This window comes from Sphingosinicella rhizophila, assembly GCF_032378825.1.
In the GTDB taxonomy this organism is placed as follows: domain Bacteria; phylum Pseudomonadota; class Alphaproteobacteria; order Sphingomonadales; family Sphingomonadaceae; genus Allosphingosinicella; species Allosphingosinicella rhizophila.
This window is the reverse complement of sequence record NZ_JAVUPU010000001.1, coordinates 493,312-510,187: the sequence shown is the minus strand read 5'-3', so window position 1 is coordinate 510,187 and position 16,876 is coordinate 493,312. Positions and strand designations below refer to the sequence as shown.

19 protein-coding genes and 2 tRNA genes are annotated in these 16,876 nt (G+C 62.5%); 16 read left to right on the top strand and 5 right to left on the bottom strand.

Translation table 11 applies throughout. The features are described from left to right. Positions 1 to 54: 54 nt before the first annotated feature. From RQX22_RS02375 to clpX, 3 genes are all read left to right on the top strand, one after another. Complete coding sequence (locus tag RQX22_RS02375) at positions 55 to 1,011, top strand: glycosyltransferase family 2 protein (RefSeq protein WP_315723270.1); 957 nt, start codon at positions 55 to 57, stop codon at positions 1,009 to 1,011. Positions 1,012 to 1,117: 106 nt separating this feature from the next. After that, on the top strand, positions 1,118 to 1,762 hold the full coding sequence (gene clpP / locus RQX22_RS02370) for an ATP-dependent Clp endopeptidase proteolytic subunit ClpP (protein WP_315723268.1): 645 nt from the start codon (positions 1,118 to 1,120) through the stop codon (positions 1,760 to 1,762). Positions 1,763 to 1,864: 102 nt separating this feature from the next. Beyond that, positions 1,865 to 3,127, top strand: coding sequence for an ATP-dependent Clp protease ATP-binding subunit ClpX (gene clpX, locus RQX22_RS02365; RefSeq protein ID WP_315723266.1), 1,263 nt, complete (start codon positions 1,865 to 1,867; stop codon positions 3,125 to 3,127). A 107-nt stretch (positions 3,128 to 3,234) separates the two neighbouring features. Here the strand turns inward: clpX and RQX22_RS02360 are convergent, their stop codons facing one another. Further along, positions 3,235 to 3,945 carry a COG3904 family protein gene (locus tag RQX22_RS02360; RefSeq protein WP_315723264.1) on the bottom strand — a complete coding sequence of 237 codons (711 nt, stop codon included), beginning with the start codon at positions 3,943 to 3,945 and terminating at the stop codon, positions 3,235 to 3,237. After that, positions 3,942 to 4,451 (bottom strand): hypothetical protein, encoded by a 510-nt coding sequence (locus tag RQX22_RS02355; protein ID WP_315723262.1) that lies wholly within the window; start codon positions 4,449 to 4,451, stop codon positions 3,942 to 3,944. The genes RQX22_RS02360 and RQX22_RS02355 overlap by 4 nt, the downstream gene beginning before the upstream one ends. Positions 4,452 to 4,781: 330 nt before the next feature. Between RQX22_RS02355 and lon the strand changes: the two genes are divergently transcribed. The 4 genes from lon to RQX22_RS02335 all read left to right on the top strand — a co-directional run bounded on the left by lon (position 4,782) and on the right by RQX22_RS02335 (position 8,140). Then, entirely contained in the window at positions 4,782 to 7,190 is a 2,409-nt protein-coding gene (gene lon, locus RQX22_RS02350) for an endopeptidase La (RefSeq protein WP_315723538.1), read from the top strand. Positions 7,191 to 7,332: 142 nt separating this feature from the next. Further along, complete coding sequence (locus RQX22_RS02345; protein ID WP_315723261.1) at positions 7,333 to 7,608, top strand: HU family DNA-binding protein; 276 nt, start codon at positions 7,333 to 7,335, stop codon at positions 7,606 to 7,608. Between the two features lie 91 nt (positions 7,609 to 7,699). Further along, a tRNA-Val gene (locus RQX22_RS02340) sits at positions 7,700 to 7,774 on the top strand. Positions 7,775 to 7,792: 18 nt separating this feature from the next. Further along, complete coding sequence (locus RQX22_RS02335; RefSeq protein WP_315723260.1) at positions 7,793 to 8,140, top strand: DUF167 domain-containing protein; 348 nt, start codon at positions 7,793 to 7,795, stop codon at positions 8,138 to 8,140. Between the two features lie 87 nt (positions 8,141 to 8,227). On the opposite strand, the gene RQX22_RS02330 is transcribed toward RQX22_RS02335, so the two are convergent. Further along, positions 8,228 to 9,214 (bottom strand): LLM class flavin-dependent oxidoreductase, encoded by a 987-nt coding sequence (locus tag RQX22_RS02330; RefSeq protein ID WP_315723536.1) that lies wholly within the window; start codon positions 9,212 to 9,214, stop codon positions 8,228 to 8,230. A 94-nt stretch (positions 9,215 to 9,308) separates the two neighbouring features. Here RQX22_RS02330 and RQX22_RS02325 point away from each other — a divergent pair, with 94 nt between their 5' ends. Together RQX22_RS02325 and RQX22_RS02320 are read left to right on the top strand one after the other, a co-directional pair. Beyond that, a complete protein-coding gene (locus RQX22_RS02325; RefSeq protein ID WP_315723258.1) occupies positions 9,309 to 10,691 on the top strand; it encodes an MATE family efflux transporter in 1,383 nt (460 codons plus the stop codon). Between the two features lie 83 nt (positions 10,692 to 10,774). Further along, positions 10,775 to 10,851: transfer RNA gene (locus tag RQX22_RS02320), tRNA-His, on the top strand. A gap of 28 nt (positions 10,852 to 10,879) precedes the next feature. Here RQX22_RS02320 and RQX22_RS02315 read toward each other — a convergent pair. Further along, positions 10,880 to 11,788 carry a DMT family transporter gene (locus tag RQX22_RS02315; protein WP_315723256.1) on the bottom strand — a complete coding sequence of 303 codons (909 nt, stop codon included), beginning with the start codon at positions 11,786 to 11,788 and terminating at the stop codon, positions 10,880 to 10,882. A 94-nt stretch (positions 11,789 to 11,882) separates the two neighbouring features. On the opposite strand from RQX22_RS02315, the gene ccmC reads away from it, so the two are divergent. The 7 genes from ccmC to RQX22_RS02280 are packed head-to-tail and all read left to right on the top strand — an operon-like array spanning position 11,883 to position 16,640. Next, the gene (gene ccmC / locus RQX22_RS02310) at positions 11,883 to 12,596 is read left to right on the top strand and encodes a heme ABC transporter permease CcmC (RefSeq protein ID WP_315723255.1); all 714 of its coding nucleotides are present in this window, start codon (positions 11,883 to 11,885) and stop codon (positions 12,594 to 12,596) included. Then, positions 12,593 to 12,724, top strand: a complete 132-nt coding sequence (locus RQX22_RS02305) for a hypothetical protein (RefSeq protein WP_315723253.1) — start codon at positions 12,593 to 12,595, stop codon at positions 12,722 to 12,724. Before ccmC ends, RQX22_RS02305 begins: the two co-directional genes overlap by 4 nt. Beyond that, positions 12,721 to 13,155, top strand: a complete 435-nt coding sequence (gene ccmE, locus RQX22_RS02300; protein ID WP_315723251.1) for a cytochrome c maturation protein CcmE — start codon at positions 12,721 to 12,723, stop codon at positions 13,153 to 13,155. Before RQX22_RS02305 ends, ccmE begins: the two co-directional genes overlap by 4 nt. Further along, the gene (locus RQX22_RS02295; protein ID WP_315723249.1) at positions 13,152 to 15,074 is read left to right on the top strand and encodes a heme lyase CcmF/NrfE family subunit; all 1,923 of its coding nucleotides are present in this window, start codon (positions 13,152 to 13,154) and stop codon (positions 15,072 to 15,074) included. Before ccmE ends, RQX22_RS02295 begins: the two co-directional genes overlap by 4 nt. Further along, positions 15,071 to 15,598, top strand: coding sequence for a DsbE family thiol:disulfide interchange protein (locus RQX22_RS02290; RefSeq protein WP_315723247.1), 528 nt, complete (start codon positions 15,071 to 15,073; stop codon positions 15,596 to 15,598). Before RQX22_RS02295 ends, RQX22_RS02290 begins: the two co-directional genes overlap by 4 nt. Further along, a complete protein-coding gene (locus RQX22_RS02285) occupies positions 15,595 to 16,008 on the top strand; it encodes a cytochrome c-type biogenesis protein (RefSeq protein ID WP_315723245.1) in 414 nt (137 codons plus the stop codon). Before RQX22_RS02290 ends, RQX22_RS02285 begins: the two co-directional genes overlap by 4 nt. Next, positions 16,008 to 16,640, top strand: coding sequence for a tetratricopeptide repeat protein (locus RQX22_RS02280; protein WP_315723244.1), 633 nt, complete (start codon positions 16,008 to 16,010; stop codon positions 16,638 to 16,640). Before RQX22_RS02285 ends, RQX22_RS02280 begins: the two co-directional genes overlap by 1 nt. A gap of 10 nt (positions 16,641 to 16,650) precedes the next feature. Here RQX22_RS02280 and RQX22_RS02275 read toward each other — a convergent pair whose 3' ends face one another. Next, entirely contained in the window at positions 16,651 to 16,863 is a 213-nt protein-coding gene (locus tag RQX22_RS02275) for a DUF3072 domain-containing protein (protein ID WP_315723243.1), read from the bottom strand. Positions 16,864 to 16,876 lie beyond the last annotated feature (13 nt).

The window sequence follows — 16,876 nt, the reverse complement described above, 5'->3', positions numbered from 1 at the left end:
TCTTCTTCCAGAACGAACGGAACCGGCGACTTGCCCGGGCAGACGGGGTGGGACGTGGAAGGCAGTCAAGCAAAGCTTCGCATCGCCGTCCTGCTTCCTTGTTACGATGAGGAGGCTGCGATCGGCCAGACGGTGGCGGGGTTCCGCGCCGCGCTGCCGCAGGCGACGATCTACGTCTATGACAATAATAGTTCGGACGGTACGCGGGAGATCGCGGCGGCCGCAGGCGCGGTCGTCCGCGCGGAACGGATGCAGGGGAAGGGGCATGTCGTCCGGCGCATGTTCGCGGATGTCGAGGCAGATATCTATATCATGGCGGATGGCGACGCGACCTACGATGCCGCAGCGGCGCCGGAACTGGTCGCCAAGCTTCTCGACGAGCAGCTGGACATGGTGGTGGGCGCGCGCCGTTCGGAAGTCGAGGACGCTTATCGCCGCGGGCACCGGCTTGGAAACCATATTCTGACCGGGCTTCTCGCCAACCTGTTCGGACGGACGTTCAGCGATATATTGTCCGGCTATCGTGTATTTTCGCGCCGCTTCGTCAAGTCGTTCCCGGCTTTGTCGCGAGGCTTCGAGATCGAGACCGAGATCAGCGTTCACGCACTCGAGCTGGCGATGCCCGTCGCTGAAGTGGTGACGGCTTATGCATCGCGGCCGGAAGGGTCGCATTCCAAACTTTCCACTTATCGCGACGGATGGCGCATCGTGCGGACGATCGGCCATCTTTTCAGGATCGAGCGGCCGGTGCTTTTCTATGGCGGCTTTGGAATCTTCCTGGCCTTGCTCGCTTTCATTCTTGCCATTCCGCTTGTCATCACCTTTGCAGAAACGGGGGAAGTGCCACGTTTGCCGACGGCGATCCTCGTCACCGGTATGATGGTCGTCGCCTTCATGAGCTTCATGTGCGGGCTGATCCTCGACACGGTCGTGCGCGGCCGACGCGAGGTCAGGCGTCTTGCCTATCTCGCCTTCCCCGCGCCGGATCCCGCTCGATTCGAAGGCATCTGAACCGCGAATCAGGGTGTCGGCCACGAAGCGAGCAGACAGGGCTTGAACCTGCGCCCCATTGCCCCGATGTTCGCATGACCGAACAGAGACAGGATTCCAGGACAATATGAACGATCCCATCCGCGCCGGCCTCGTGCCCATCGTCATCGAACAATCGAATCGCGGCGAGCGCAGCTTCGACATCTATTCGCGGCTGCTGCGGGAACGAATCGTGTTCGTCACGGGTCAGGTCGAAGACCATATGGCGAGTCTGATCACGGCCCAATTGCTCTTTCTGGAGAGCGAGAATCCGAAGAAAGACATCTTCATGTATATCAATTCACCGGGCGGGGTGGTGACGGCCGGCATGGCGATCCACGATACGATGCAATATATTCGGCCGCGGGTCGGAACCCTTTGCGTGGGTCAGGCCGCTTCGATGGGCGCCTTCCTGCTGGCCGCAGGCGAGCCGGGGATGCGCGTAGCACTGACCAATGCCAGGATCATGGTCCATCAGCCGTCCGGCGGCGCCCAGGGGCAGGCGACCGACATCGAGATCCAGGCGAAGGAGATCCTGCGGATCAGGCATCGTATGAACGAGTTGATGGCCCAATATACGGGCCAGACGCTCGAAGCCATCGAGAGCGCTGTCGAGCGCGACAAATTCTTCGGCGCCGACGAGGCGAAGGCTTTCGGGTTGGTCGACGAAGTGTTCGACAAGAGACCGACGGTTGCCGAAGATGACGGCACGCATCAGGCCAGTGCCGCCTGATGCCTTTTTTCGCCGTTAATCATTAGGCCATTGTGATCGTGCGATAGTGCGGTCTAACATGGCAGACCAATGGGTGCCGGTGTGGCGCTCGCAAGGACGATTATGACGAAGCTTAGCGGCAGCGATTCAAAGAGCACCCTTTATTGTTCATTCTGCGGGAAATCGCAGCATGAGGTCAGGAAGCTCATCGCCGGCCCGACCGTGTTCATCTGCGACGAATGCGTCGAATTGTGCAACGACATCATCCGCGAGGAGACCAAATCCTCGCTGGTGAAGACCAGGGACGGTGTTCCGACGCCGCTCGAAATCTGCAAGCATCTCGACGATTATGTGATCGGCCAGAGCCACGCCAAGCGCGTTCTCTCGGTTGCCGTCCATAACCATTACAAGAGGCTCGCCCACGGCGCCAAGAGTGGAGAGGTCGAGCTTTCAAAATCGAACATCCTGCTCGTTGGTCCGACCGGGTGCGGCAAGACCTTGCTAGCCCAGACGCTGGCGCGGCTTCTCGACGTGCCCTTCACCATGGCCGACGCGACTACTCTTACCGAAGCCGGCTATGTCGGCGAGGACGTCGAGAATATCATTCTGAAGTTGCTGCAGGCGTCCGATTACAATGTCGAGCGGGCTCAGCGCGGCATCGTCTATATCGACGAGATCGACAAGATCAGCCGCAAGTCGGACAATCCCTCGATCACGCGCGACGTGTCGGGTGAGGGCGTTCAGCAGGCGCTGCTCAAGCTGATGGAAGGCACGACGGCCTCAGTTCCGCCGCAGGGCGGCCGGAAGCATCCGCAGCAGGAATTTCTGCAGGTGGACACGACCAACATCCTGTTCATCTGCGGCGGCGCCTTTGCCGGCCTGGAGAAGATTATCGCCGACCGCTTGCAGGGCAAGTCGATCGGCTTCGGCGCCTATGTGGCGGCGCCCGAGGAACGGCGCACCGGCGAGGTGCTTCGCCAGGGCGAACCGGACGATCTTCTGAAATTCGGCCTCATCCCCGAATTCGTCGGCCGCCTGCCGGTGATCGCGACGCTCGAGGATCTGGACGAGGTCGCCCTGGTGAAGATCCTGCGCGAACCGAAGAATGCACTCGTCAAGCAATATGCCAAATTGTTCGACATGGAGGATGTGAAGCTGAGCTTCACCGACGACGCGCTGGTGGCCGTCGCCAAGAAGGCGATCGAGCGCAAGACGGGCGCCCGCGGCCTCCGCTCGATCCTGGAGAATATCCTGCTCGACACGATGTTCGACCTGCCGTCGATGGACGGAGTCGATGAAGTGATGATCGACAAGGATGTGGTCGAAGGCCGAAAGGAACCGATCCGCGTCTATGCGGAGAAAGAAAAGACCGGCGACGCTGCCTGAACATGGTAGCGGTGATCGCGACTGCCGTTGCAAAGGTTTGAATGGAGCCGGATTCACATCATCGGTGGAAGCGCGAAGCGCTTCCACTTCAAACGATCAGGTTCTGATCAATAAACTTTCGTCACCACGTTGTAGCGGCGCACCTCATCCTGGGTGAGGCAACGGCGTGTCGACGCGTCACTGCCTGATTCGGCGACTGCTTTTTGCTGATACATGACATCTGTCAGTAGCTTGCGAGAGATGCCCATGCGGATCAGGAAATCATTGTCTTCGCTGGCAAGAAGGGCTGATTCTTGCTCGATTTCGCCAATCAATCCGACGGTATTGTCGGTGCCCTGCATGACCTCGGCTTCGATGGCGCTCCGATTGCCGGTGTGGGTGAACATATGCACGACGAACAGACCGCCCGGATCCACGCTTCGCGCAAACCCGCCCATGAAGAGGAAATTGCAGGCGGAGAAGCAGGCCCAGCCGGAGGGAATACGCGTCGGAATGCCTAGCTTGCGGATGAGCATCCCGACCTGATTGCCAATGCGAGCATTTCCCCCCGGGGAGCGAAACCAGATCTCGTCGACCGGACCCTCTTTCTCCAACGTATCCGTAAAGCGCTGCAGCAAACCATCGTCGACCATGCCCTCCGCGAGCAGCACCTTCTTGTCATCGCGCTGCTGCACGGTGAGGCGCATCGGCTTCGCATCGCCCCAATTCAAAGGCTGCGGACACGTCGGGTTCTTCGGATCGTTGGCGGCGCTGACGCCTGTCGACCATAAAAGCGCGACCGCAGACAGGAAGGCGAGGCTCCGCTGCCGCATGATCATGCAGCCAATGTGTAGCCAGAAGCGCCGGGAGCCTTGCACATAGTCTTGGGTACGGTCGTTTCCTCGCCATTGACGATGATCACGTCGCTCACGGTCATACATGTCGTACCATCCGGCCGGTCATTTTTTGCTGTGACGGTGGATGATCCGGAGACGTCCGCGCGGGTCTCACTCTTCCAAGTCGAGCTTGTCCCCACACCACCCCGAACGGCTTCGTTCGTGGCGGTCGCCGCCTGGACCTGCTCCTTGCAGTCGAGCTGGCTGATGATCGCTTCCGAAAGAAGCGATCCGACAGGGATGTATACGCCTGCGATCCCGGAAGGGACCCCAGCCTGCCCCAGTGCCGTGCCGGCGACGCTGCCCAGTACGGAGCCCAGCAGGGAATTGCGCTTCTTGCGCTTCTGAGGCTCGCATTTCTCGCCGACGCCGGGGCGATTCTCGGCCAATGCAGGCGCCTCCACCGTGAGGATCAGCAAAGGCACGGTGGCCAGGAGAGCGAGATACAATGAAGGACGGGACCTTGCCTTTCGGCTGGCATGGCCGCTTGCGCCCCGCTGCGTCGACCGATGCCTGCGGGGCATCGCTACGCCTCCGTCCGTTTCACTTGCGGATACGTCGCGCTCTGATGCCATCACGGCCCCATTGTCTGTGGGGCTGGACGCTGATTGGCGGAACATAGGGTCCATACCCCTTTGGCTACTGCTGAATATTAGGAGCCTTGCGGGTTAGGGTCAATCTTCAGTCAGGGTGCTGGAATGGCACCGGCAATGATTGATGCGGCGGCCATTCACCCCATATAAGGTGCTAGATAGGCCGTTCGGCCGTGTGGAGTCATGATGACCTTATCCTTTCCTGTTCTTCCCCTGCGCGACATTGTCGTTTTCCCGCAGATGATCGTCCCTCTGTTTGTCGGCCGCGACAAATCGGTCGCAGCGCTTGAAAGCGCAATGGCTGCGGACAAATCCATCTTCCTGCTCTCGCAGCTCGACCCGGCGGAGGACGATCCCGATCAGGACGCGCTTTACGACCTCGGCGTGGTCGCCACCGTACTTCAGCTTCTTAAACTGCCCGACGGTACCGTCCGGGTGCTGGTGGAAGGGCAAAGGCGCGCGTCGCTCAAGGCTCTGCGTTCGGAAGGAGATCATTTGGTCGCTGATGTGGAGCCGATCGAGATCGAGGAGCCGGAAGGCGCCGAAGTCGGCGCCTTGATGCGGTCGGTGGTCGAGCAGTTCGAAAATTATTCCAAGCTCAACAAGAAGCTCCCGGCGGAAACGGCCGTGCAGCTGGGCCAGATCGAAGAACCTTCGAAGCTGGCCGATGCCGTCGCCGCCAATATCAATATCAAGGTGTCCGACAAGCAGGCCCTGCTGGCGGAGCTGAACCCGGTGCGCCGGCTGGAGATGACCTTCGCCTTCATGGAAGGCGAGCTCGGCGTGTTGCAGGTGGAAAAGAAGATCCGCAGCCGCGTCAAGCGCCAGATGGAGAAGACGCAGCGCGAATATTATCTCAACGAACAGCTGAAGGCGATCCAGCGCGAGCTTGGCAATGAAGGCGAAGACGGCGAGGGCGACGAGCTGGCAGAGCTCGCCCGCAAGATCGCCAAGACCAAATTGTCGAAGGAAGCCAGGAGCAAGGCGACCTCGGAGCTGAAGAAGCTCAAGGCGATGGCGCCGATGTCGGCGGAAGCGACGGTGTCGCGCAACTATCTCGACGTCCTGCTCGGTCTGCCCTGGGGCAAGAAGACCAAGGTCAAGAAGGATATCGCGGAGGCGGAGAAGATCCTGGACGAGGATCATTACGGTCTGGAGAAGGTCAAGGACCGGATCATCGAATATCTTGCGGTTCAGGCGCGCACGAACAAGCTGAAAGGGCCGATTCTCTGCCTGGTCGGGCCTCCCGGCGTCGGCAAGACTTCGCTCGGCCGCTCGATCGCGCGGGCGACGGGCCGAGAATTCGTGCGTCAATCGCTTGGCGGCGTCCGCGACGAGGCCGAGATACGCGGCCATCGCCGGACTTATATCGGATCGCTTCCCGGCAAGATCGTTTCCAATCTCCGCAAGGCAGGCGCATCGAACCCCCTGTTCCTGCTCGACGAGATCGACAAGCTCGGCCAGGATTTCCGCGGAGATCCGGCCTCCGCGCTCCTGGAGGTGCTCGATCCGGAACAGAATAACAAGTTTCAGGATCATTATCTGGAGATCGATTACGACCTCAGCGACGTCATGTTCGTCACCACCGCGAACACGATGGACATGCCCCAGCCCTTGCTGGACCGAATGGAGATCATCCGGCTGGAGGGCTATACCGAGGACGAGAAGGTCGAGATCGCACGCCGCCACCTCATACCCAAGCAGATCGAATCGCATGGGCTGAAGGAGGGCGAGCTGGTTTTCACCGAGGACGGCCTGCGCGCGCTGATCCGCCATTATACCCGCGAGGCCGGAGTCCGCACGCTGGAACGGGAGATCGCCAAGGTCGCCCGCAAGGCCTTGCGCCGAATCCTGGAAGGCAAGGCCGACGCAGTCGAGCTGACACCCGACAATATCGCCGAATATTCGGGCGTCCGACGCTTCCGTCACGGCATGAGCGAGGAAGAGGATCAGATCGGCGCGGTCACGGGTCTTGCCTGGACCGAGGTCGGTGGCGAGTTGCTCACCATCGAGGCGGTCACTGTGCCCGGCAAGGGTCAGATCAAGACGACCGGCAAACTTGGCGACGTCATGCAGGAGTCGATCCAGGCGGCAATGTCGTTCGTCAAGGCCCGCAGCCCGAGCTACGGGGTGAAGCCGAGCATATTCGCCCGCAAAGATATTCACGTCCACCTTCCAGAAGGCGCAGTCCCGAAGGATGGTCCCTCGGCCGGCATCGGCATGGTTACGGCGATCATCTCGACACTGACCGGCATCCCGGTGCGTCGTGATGTCGCCATGACCGGGGAGGTGACCCTGCGCGGCCGGGTCCTGCCGATCGGCGGGTTGAAGGAAAAGCTGCTCGCGGCCCTGCGCGGCGGGATCAAGAAGGTGCTGATCCCGGCGGAAAATGAGAAAGATCTCGCGGAGATTCCTCTGGCCATCAAGGACGGCTTGGAGATCATCGCGGTCAGCCATGTCGACGAAGTGCTGACACAGGCCCTGACGACTCCGGTGATTCCGATCGACTGGACCGACGCGGACGAACTGGCGGCGGTGCCGGTTCCGGATCTTGCTGCGGCACCCGATGAGGGAGGGGCATCGATCCGTCATTGAGGCGGATGGATGTACTGCAGCAGCCCGAATCGCGATGTTCCGATCAGGGCAGAAGGCGCTTTCCTTTTGACTCGGGCTGCTGTCCTGCCTTTAGATGGGCACGGCATTAGCCCGATTCCATCGTAACAGGGGTTCGAGGAGCATGAACAAGCAGGAGCTTATCAGCACGGTCGCCGAAACGACGGGGCTTAGCAGGAGTGACGCCAACAAGGCGGTCGAGAGCGTTTTCGACGCCATCACCAGCACGTTGAAGCGCGGAGACGAAGTCCGCCTCGTCGGTTTCGGCACATTTTCCTGCTCGAAGCGCAAGGCGTCGACCGGCCGCAATCCGAGGACCGGCGAGCCGATGCAGATCAAGGAATCGATCCAGCCCAAATTCAAGGCCGGCAAGGGTCTGAAGGATTCGGTCGCCCGATAGAAAGTGCCGGAGCGATGGCGGCTCCGGATGCCATATCCACCTCTGGACAGGCCAAAGACCGCGCTCTAAGGACGCGGCCCTTACGAGGCGTGGGCGCGTAGCTCAGTGGTAGAGCACACCCTTCACACGGGTGGGGTCGCAAGTTCAATCCTTGCCGCGCCCACCACGCCCGTCGAGCCCTTACATGGATAAACCATATCGCAGGGTGGGATCCCGTGTCCGCCTTGCTGTACGCGTCACTCCAAGGGCCGGGCGAAACGCCGTGTCGGGCGTGTCCGTGGATGCTGGAGGAAAGTCCGCACTTGCGATCAGGCTTGCTGCCGCCCCGAGGGAGGGCGCCGCCAATGATGGGCTGGTCGACTTCATCGCGAAGGCGCTTCGCCTTCCGCGCTCGGCGATCAAGATCGAGTCGGGTGCAAAGAGCCGTCACAAGTCTCTATATCTGGCCGGCGACCCGGACATGATCCTGGATCGTCTCGCCAATTGGACAAGCCCGGTGCTTCGGAACGAAGATGATGAGCGGAAGGCGTGATTCCATCCCGCCTGCATTGCGTGCTTTAGGTGGAGCTATCCTGGTGCCCATAGCAAATCGCCTTGGCCTGGCCCTGGGCTCGTCCGGTCAGCCGGTCATGCAGCCGGCCACGATTTCGTAGGATCGCAGGCGTGCATCATGGTCGTAAATCTGGGAGGTGATCATCAGCTCGTCGGCGCCGGTGCGATCCACAAATGCCCGGATGGCGGCGGCAACGTTCGTCGGCGATCCGACCGCGGTGCACGAGAGCGCCTGGTCGATCGACGTCCTTATGGGCGGCGGGAGCGAGTCCGCATAGCCCTGTTGGGGCGGCTGCAGCTGCGTCGGCTGACCGGTTCGCAGGTTGACGAAGGCTTGCTGGACCGAGCTCATCAGATGCCGGCCTTCCTCGTCGCTGTCGGCGGCGAAGGCATTGAAGCCGAGCATCACATAAGGCCGATCGAGCTGTGCAGACGGTTTGAAATTCTCGCGATAGAGACGAACCGCCTCCAGCATCTGCGCGGGGGCGAAGTGGGAGGCGAAGGCATAAGGCAGGCCGAGGACTGCTGCGAGTTGCGCACCGAACAGGCTGGAACCCAGAATCCAGATCGGGATATCCAGACCTTCGCCGGGTATCGCCCTGACTCGCCGACCGGGTTCCGAAGGATGCAGGTAATCGATCAACTCCATGACGTCGCGGGGAAATCGATTGGGATCTGAATCGAGATCGCGGCGAAGGGCGAAAGCAGCGGCCTGATCGGTGCCCGGTGCCCGGCCAAGTCCGAGATCGACGCGTCCGGGATATAGGGATTCCAGCGTTCCGAATTGCTCGGCGATCACCAGCGGGGAATGGTTGGGGAGCATGATTCCGCCGGCTCCGATCCTGATATGGCTCGTCCCGGCCCCGATATGGGCAAGCGCCACGGCCGTGGCAGCACTGGCGATTCCGGGCATGGAATGATGTTCGGCCATCCAGAAGCGGCCATAGCCCCAGCTTTCGCCGTGCCGGGCCAGATCGAGTGCATTGCGGAAGGCCGAAGCGGCATCCCCGCCTGCGACGATGGGGGCGAGATCGAGGATCGAGAAAGGCACCATGACAGGGAGATGGGGTTCCGGCTCACCGATGCAATCGGCTTTTCCTTCGATCAGGAACGTTGCCGCCGTCATTGATGGGCCTTAGGCGAATTCGATGCAGCAGAAGCGCCCGGATCGAGCCCATTGGCGGGTGGAAGCCCGAGCGACGCTGGCGCTCGCCTGGCCACTTATCCTGACCAACATCGCCCAGGCCCTGATCCATGCCACAGACGTGGTCCTGCTGGGATGGGTGGGCCCGCGAACGCTTGCCGCCGGGACGTTGGGCATCAACCTTTATTTTCCGTTCCTGATCTTCGGGATGGGAATGGTGACGGCTGCCGCTCCCCTTGTCGCGCGAGAGCTGGGCGCGCGCTGGAACAGCGTCCGCGACGTCAGGCGGTCGGTGCGTCAGGCGATGTGGGCGGCGACGGCGATCACCGTGCCGGTCTGGCTGATCCTGTGGCAAGCGGAGGATCTGCTGGTGTTCCTCGGTCAGGATCCAGAGCTCGCCGCCGAGGCGCAGAAACTTGTTAGGGCGCTGCAATGGGGCATGCTGCCCTATCTTTTCTATCTCGTCCTTCGTTCGTTCATCTCGGCGCTGGAAAAGCCACTATGGTCGTTACTGGTGGGACTGGGGGCTGTCCTGTTCAACGCCATCGTCAATTATGGTCTGATCTTCGGGAGATTGGGCCTGCCGGAACTCGGGATACAAGGCGCCGGCATCGGCAGCACGCTCGCCAATTGCCTGATGTTCCTGGGGATGGCGTTGGTGGTGACGCGCCATAGAAGCTTTCGACGCTATCGGCTCTTCGGTCGTTTCTGGCGGCCTGATTGGCCCCGTTTCGTGCAGATTTGGCGCCTGGGCCTTCCGATCGCGGTCACATTGGGGCTCGAAGTGACGGTGTTCAACGCGGCGGTGTTCCTCATGGGCCTCATCGGGACCATCGCCATCGCCGCGCATGCCATCGCCATACAGGTGGCCATGATGTCCTTCATGGTTCCGATGGGACTTGCCCAGGCGGTGACCGTGCGGGTCGGACTTGCTTACGGCCGTCGCGACAAGGAGGCCATCACCCGGGCAGGATGGACCTCGCTCGCAATGGCCGTGGCCTTCATGGCGATGACGGGCCTGATCATGATCGCGGTCCCGAATCTGCTCGTATCGCTGTTCCTCGACTCCGCCGACCCGGCCAACCAACCGGTGATCTCCCTTGCGGTCGCCTTTCTTTTTGTCGCCGCCTTGTTCCAGGTCTTCGACGGCGCGCAGGTGGTCGGTGCGGGCATGTTGCGCGGGCTCCACGACACCCGAGTGCCGATGATCTATGCCGCCCTGGGCTATTGGGTGGTCGGCGTTGGCACCAGCATCGGGCTGGGCTTCGGCCTCGGCTGGGGGGGCGTCGGCATCTGGATCGGCCTCGCTTTCGGCCTTGCCGTCGTGGCGGTGCTGATGATCGGCCGCTGGATCCGGCGGGAGCGCCTCGGCCTCGTCAATTGGTGAGGGGCGCGCCGCGGATTCGCAAGGCGATCCTTGACGCTGGGGCAAGGCCGCCCTTATGTGCGCGCCGCAATCCCTTGCGCATGGCGATCGTAGCTCAGCTGGTTAGAGCACTGGTTTGTGGTACCAGGGGTCGCGGGTTCAAGCCCCGTCGATCGCCCCATTTCTTACCCATTCTCCGACCAGGGGAATCAGAGCGGTGGAACAGCCCGCGGCTTTTCGCGGCCCAGCCGGTGTTCGCGATAGATGGTGTAGAGGCCGCTCAAGACGATCACCCCGGCGCCGATCCAGGTGCTGAGCGCCGGGCGCGTCTCCCAGATCGCCCAGCCTAGCAGCACGCTCCATAGCAACTGGCTGTAATCGAAGGGAATGATCACCGGGACCGGCGCATAGCGGAGCGAGGCTGTAAGTAATAGCTGGCTCAAGCCGCCGAAGCCGCCGAGCGCGAGCAGAATGAGCCACGTCTGACCGTCATGGACCTTGCCGTAGATCGGCATCAGCATTCCGGCCGCGAGCATGCCGCTGAGGGTGAACCAGAAAACAATCGTCTGCGTGTCGTCGGTCGCACCGATCTGCCTTATGGTGATCGTGACGATTCCGACCCCGAAGGCTGCCGCGATCGCCATTGCCAACCCCAGGGCCGGCAAATGGCTCCCCTCCGGCCGCATCACGATCAGTACGCCCAGGAAGCCGACGGCGACAGCGCTCCAGCGATGTCGCCCCACCTTTTCCTTGAGCAGGACCGCGGACAGGATGACGGCGAATAGCGGCGCAGCGAAGCCGATCGTGGCGGCCTCGGCGAGCGGAAGATAGCGCAAGGCGGCGAAAGCGAGCGTCATCGCGCTGAGGCCGGCAGCGGCCCGCCACAAATGTGCCAATGGCCGTTGGGTGCGCCAGACGGTGAAGTTTCGGCTCCAGGCGATCCAGATCAGCAAAGGCGGCAGGCCGAATGCGAAACGGTAAAAGACCGCTTCAGGCATCGACACACCAGCTTCGTAGCCGAGCTTGATCATTGCAGCCATGAAGGCAAAGCCGGTAGCGGCACCGATACGCAGTGCGATTCCAAGCAACTGGTTCTGCAGAGGGCGGGCGGATGGCATCGCCGATCGATTGGCCCGTACGGATATGAAAAGGCAAGGGGCCCATGCAAAAGCTTTGAGGAACGCGCGCTCTTCGCTAAAGAGCGCCGCGCCAATGCATATTTTCGCTAATCCGGCACGTTTCCTCAAGATCGCCCGTCCCTTGACCGCCTTGCTCGGCTGGGGTGGGGGCATCCTGGCCGTCATCGCAATGGCTGCCGGGCTCTTTCTGACGCCTCCCGATTATCTGCAGCGAGACAGCGTCCGCATTCTCTATATCCATGTTCCGTCAGCTTGGCTGGGCATGGGCGGCTGGCTCGGCATTGCGATCGCGAGCCTGATGCAGATCGTCTGGCGGCACCCGCTCGCCGCCGTGGCCGCGCGGGCGATTGCTGTGCCGGGCGCCGTATTCACGTCTCTCTGCCTTGTCACCGGGTCGCTGTGGGGCCGGCCCGCCTGGGGGACCTATTGGCAGTGGGACGGCCGGATGACGTCGATGCTGGTCCTGTTGTTCCTATACATTGCCTATGTAGCGCTCGCCGAAGCCGACCGGGAGCGCGGCGGGGAAGGGCGGATTACGGCCATTTTCGGACTGGTCGGCGCCATCAACCTGCCGATCATCCATTATTCGGTTCTCTGGTGGCGGACCTTGCATCAGGGCCAGAGCATTGGCCTGACGAGCTCGAGCATCCATTCGTCGATGCTTTGGCCCCTGCTCGTCGGGGCACTGGGATTTTTCATGCTATTCGGATCCATCGTGTTGATGCGGATGCGCGCCATGCTGGCCCGCGCCAAGGTCGAGGCGCGATTGCGGCGGATGGCGGCATGAATCCTTGGCCGTTCATCATCGTCGCTTATGCGCTGACTTTCGTTGGCACCGGCGGTCTGGTCTGGCAGAGCCTGGTGGCCATGCGGCGGGCCGAGGCGGAGGCGGAAGCGTTGCGGGGGGACAAGTGAAGGCCAAGAACCAGCGGTTGGCCTTGCTTCTGCTTGCCATCGTCGCCGTCCTGATCGCGGTCTTGCTCGCCATGTCGGCCCTGAAGGACCAGGCGGCTTATTTCTATGCGCCCGGAGATGTCGCAAAGGCGGCGCCCGCGCTCGACCGCGCCGTCAGGATCGGGGGCATGGTGAAGCCGGGTTCGCTGCGGCGCGCCCCGGACGGGGTTACAATCCACTTCACGGTGATGGATGAAACGCCACACATTATCGCGGTCCGCTTCACCGGCATCCCCCCGGATCTGTTCAGAGAAGGAAGCGGAGTGGTCGCCGAAGGCCGGTTTCAGCGGGACGGCTTGTTCGTCGCCGACGAGATCCTGGCCAAGCATGACGAAAATTACATGCCGCCGCAGCTGGCGGGAGCGAAGCATGAAAGCGGTTCGCTGAAATGATCGCCGAGGCGGGCCTCGGCGCCCTCTGGCTCGCAGCCTCGCTGTCGCTGCTGCAGCTGTTCTTCGGCGCAGCGGCGTTGCGACCGGACGGCGCGATTCTGCTCCGCGCGGTGCGGCCGGTAGCGGTCGCCCAGGCGGCGCTGGTGGGCATCGCCTTTCTCGCGCTGATCCAATTGTTCCTGAGGACGGACCTGTCCGTTGCTCTCGTCGCCGCCAACAGCCATTCCATGAAGCCCTGGCTGTACAAGTTCGCCGGCGCCTGGGGAAATCACGAAGGGTCGATGCTTCTCTGGGTGACGGTGCTTGGCATTGCCGGCGCCGCCGTCGCGCTGTTCGAACGGCGGCTGCCGGAACGGACGCTGATTGCGACCTTGGCCGCGCAAGCGGCGATCGGTCTCGGCTTCTATGCCTTTCTTCTCTTTGCCTCCAATCCGTTCGAGCGCCTCGACCCCGCACCACCGCGGGGGCAGGGCCTCAATCCGCTGCTCCAGGATCCCGGCCTCGCTTTCCATCCGCCTACTCTCTACCTCGGCTATGTCGGCATATCCGTGGCTTTCTCCTTCGCAGTCGGCGCCCTGGTGACGCGAGACGTCGGTCCCGCATTCGCCAAGGCGATGCGACCTTGGGTACTGGCGGCCTGGATTTTCCTGACTTTGGGGATCACCGCCGGCAGCTATTGGGCCTATTATGAACTCGGCTGGGGCGGCTGGTGGTTCTGGGACCCGGTCGAGAATGCCTCGCTGATGCCTTGGCTGGCCGCCACCGCCTTGCTTCATTCGGTCACGGTGCTGGCGACCCGGGACGGGCTTCGCGCCTGGACAGTGATGTTGGCCGTGGTCGCCTTCTCGATGTCCATGGTGGGCACTTTCCTCGTGCGCTCCGGTATCCTCACCAGCGTCCATGCCTTTGCGGTCGATCCCGCACGCGGGAGCTTCATCCTGATGCTGCTGTCGCTCTATATCGGCGGTGCGCTCGCCTTGTTCGGTTTTCGCGTAGGTACGGTACGGGAAGGGTCGACCTTCGAGCCGGTCAGCCGCGAAGGCGCGCTCGTCGCCAACAATCTCCTTCTCTCGGCGATTCTCGGCATTGTCCTGGTCGGCACCCTTTATCCGTTGGTCGTCGAAGCGGTCTCGGCTGAAAAATTGTCGGTTGGCCCCCCTTATTTCAACAAGGCCGCCGGGCCGCTCGCTTTGGTCCTCGTGATGGTAATGGCGGTCGGGCCGCTTTTGCGCTGGCGCCGGGACCGGTTGAAGGAAGTGGTGAGGCGAATGGCGCTGCCCATCGGGCTGACGGCCTGCGCTTTGCTTGCCTTGTTGCTGGCGGCACCTGGAATCGGCGTGCTGCCCCTGCTCGGCCTCACCCTTGCCGGCGGCACCGCGGCCGCCAGTCTGGCGCCTCTATGGAAACGCAACCTCAGGCGCACGCCGCTCTTCGTCTGGGGGATGGTGATCGCCCATCTCGGCATTGCCGTCAGCTTGGCGGGCATGGCCTCCGAAAGCGCGTTCAGTCGCGAGACCCTCGTTGCCGCGCGGCCGGGCGATATCGCCCATGTCGGGCCCTACCAGGTCCGGTTCGAAGGCGTGAACCCGATTGCAGGACCCAATTGGACGGCCAATGAGGCGGTGCTCAGCGCCAGCCGCGGTCACAGCGGGGCCTTTCGCCTCCGGCCCCAGGCGCGGACGTTCAGCGCGCCGTCTATGGAGACCAACGAGGCGGCGATCGCAACTCGTCTCGACGGGCAGCTCTACACGGTGCTGGGGAAGGCGGACGGGCAAGGGCGTTGGCAATTGCGCTTATGGTGGAAACCGGCCGTGACCTTGATCTGGCTGGGTGGTGCGCTTGTGGCGCTCGGCGGCCTGTTCGCTCTGATCGGGCGGGTGCGGCGCGAGCGCAGGCATTTGGAGGAGCTCGAAGCATGAAACGCTTCATCCTGTGGCTGCCGCTCGCCATCTTCGTCATCTTCGCGGTAACGGTGGCGATCAGCCTCCGCACGCCGGCGGACACGCGCATTCATTCCAGGATGATCGGCAAGACTCTGCCCGACTTCGCGCTCCAGCCGGCCACTTCTTCCCATCCGGGACTGAGCTCGGCGGATCTGAAATCGGGCGAACCGCGGTTGCTCAACGTCTTCGCCAGCTGGTGTCTTCCCTGTGCCGTCGAATCGCCGCAGCTGATCGCGTTGAAGCAGCGGGGAATTCCGATCGATGCCATTGCCATTCGCGATCGGCCGGAAGATGTGGCTGCATTCCTCGCCAAATATGGCGATCCCTTCGCGCGGATCGGAAGCGATCCCGAAACCGAGGTCCAATTCGCCCTGGGTTCGTCCGGCGTGCCCGAGACGTTCGTCGTCGATGGCCAAGGCGTGATACGCTACCAGCATATCGGCGATATCAGGCCGGAAAATCTTCCCGAGCTCGTTGCCGCCTATGAGGATGCGCGGTGAAATATCTGCCGGCCCTTCTCGTCATGATGACCTCGTCGGCAGCTCCTGCTTTGGCGCAATCTTCCCTGCCGCCGGCCCGCTATGCCGACCGCCAATTGCAAGATCCCGCTCAGGAGGCCGAAGCCAAAAAGCTGATGGAGACTTTGCGCTGCCTGGTCTGCCAGGGCCAGTCGATCGCCGACAGCGATGCCGACATGGCGGGAGATATGCGCGCCCTGGTCCGGCAACGGATCGCAGCCGGGGAGGAGCCTGAGGCGATCAGGCAATGGCTGGTCGAGCGTTACGGGGCTTGGGTAAGCTATGATCCGCCGGTGGAACCTGTGACATGGCCGCTCTGGGCGGCGCCGTTGATCCTGCTTGCCGGTGGCCTGTGGCTCGCGCGTGGGCGCTTTCGACGGAAGACACGCTGATGGGGTGGCCGATCGTCCTTTTCATGGTGTTCGCTATTCTGGGCGGATTGTGGCGCATTGGCGGGCTGGACCGTCCGAGCCTTCAGTTCGTCGGCGCGGCCTTGTTGCTCGGAATGGCCGGCTATGCGTGGCAGGGCCGTCCAATCCTGGCCGGCAAGCCGACGCCGCCGGTCGTCGAGCGGGAGGTGCCCGACAGCGAATTCGCCAAGATGCGCGCCGGTCTACTTGGCCGCTTCGACAATGCGGCCCATTGGCTCACGATTTCCGAAGTCTTCCAGCGGCGCGGCGACAGTGAAAGCGCGGCCAAGGTGATTCAGGCCGGGCTGCGCGAGCATCCCCGCGATCCCGATCTCTGGGTCGGGCTGGGTAATGCTCTGGTCATCCATGGGGGAGGACTGATGAATCCGGCCGCGGAACTGGCCTTTCAGCGCGCGGCCCGGTTGGCGCCGGACCATCCGGGACCGAAGTTCTTCTATGGTCTTGCGCTTGCCCAAGCCGGCAGGTTCGATGAGGCTGAGCGCATCTGGCGCGCCATGCTAGCGGCCGGGGCGCCCGGCGCCGAATGGCGGCCAATGGTCGAGGAGCGCGTGAGGGCGATAGAACGAGCCAGGGCTGCGGGACAAATTCGCTGATCGCGAGCGATCAGTGGTCCATGCCGCGACCGGTTTTCAGCTGCAGCGCCTCGATTCTCTTCGACGCTTCGGCCTTGGTCAGCGACTCGTCGAAATCCTCGCCGGCTTCCTGGCTCAACGTCCTGAGATAGGAAGCCTGGGGACCTGTCATTCGTTCCTCGCCCGTCACCCAATCTGCCGGGTCTTTCTCCGCTGCGGGCTCGGTCTTCAGTTGATCGGACATCGTTGATTTCCCT

Coding starts and splice junctions, on each gene's coding strand:
- RQX22_RS02360 (WP_315723264.1), bottom strand. CDS start 3,945: ATGATCATGCGGCAGCGGAGCCTCGCCTTCCTGTCTGCGGTCGCGCTT.
- RQX22_RS02315 (WP_315723256.1), bottom strand. CDS start 11,788: ATGCCATCCGCCCGCCCTCTGCAGAACCAGTTGCTTGGAATCGCACTG.
- clpP (WP_315723268.1), top strand. CDS start 1,118: ATGAACGATCCCATCCGCGCCGGCCTCGTGCCCATCGTCATCGAACAA.
- RQX22_RS02305 (WP_315723253.1), top strand. CDS start 12,593: ATGAATCCTTGGCCGTTCATCATCGTCGCTTATGCGCTGACTTTCGTT.
- clpX (WP_315723266.1), top strand. CDS start 1,865: ATGACGAAGCTTAGCGGCAGCGATTCAAAGAGCACCCTTTATTGTTCA.
- lon (WP_315723538.1), top strand. CDS start 4,782: ATGACCTTATCCTTTCCTGTTCTTCCCCTGCGCGACATTGTCGTTTTC.
- RQX22_RS02275 (WP_315723243.1), bottom strand. CDS start 16,863: ATGTCCGATCAACTGAAGACCGAGCCCGCAGCGGAGAAAGACCCGGCA.
- RQX22_RS02325 (WP_315723258.1), top strand. CDS start 9,309: ATGCAGCAGAAGCGCCCGGATCGAGCCCATTGGCGGGTGGAAGCCCGA.
- RQX22_RS02280 (WP_315723244.1), top strand. CDS start 16,008: ATGGGGTGGCCGATCGTCCTTTTCATGGTGTTCGCTATTCTGGGCGGA.
- RQX22_RS02345 (WP_315723261.1), top strand. CDS start 7,333: ATGAACAAGCAGGAGCTTATCAGCACGGTCGCCGAAACGACGGGGCTT.
- RQX22_RS02295 (WP_315723249.1), top strand. CDS start 13,152: ATGATCGCCGAGGCGGGCCTCGGCGCCCTCTGGCTCGCAGCCTCGCTG.
- ccmC (WP_315723255.1), top strand. CDS start 11,883: ATGCATATTTTCGCTAATCCGGCACGTTTCCTCAAGATCGCCCGTCCC.
- RQX22_RS02290 (WP_315723247.1), top strand. CDS start 15,071: ATGAAACGCTTCATCCTGTGGCTGCCGCTCGCCATCTTCGTCATCTTC.
- RQX22_RS02335 (WP_315723260.1), top strand. CDS start 7,793: ATGGATAAACCATATCGCAGGGTGGGATCCCGTGTCCGCCTTGCTGTA.
- RQX22_RS02330 (WP_315723536.1), bottom strand. CDS start 9,214: ATGGTGCCTTTCTCGATCCTCGATCTCGCCCCCATCGTCGCAGGCGGG.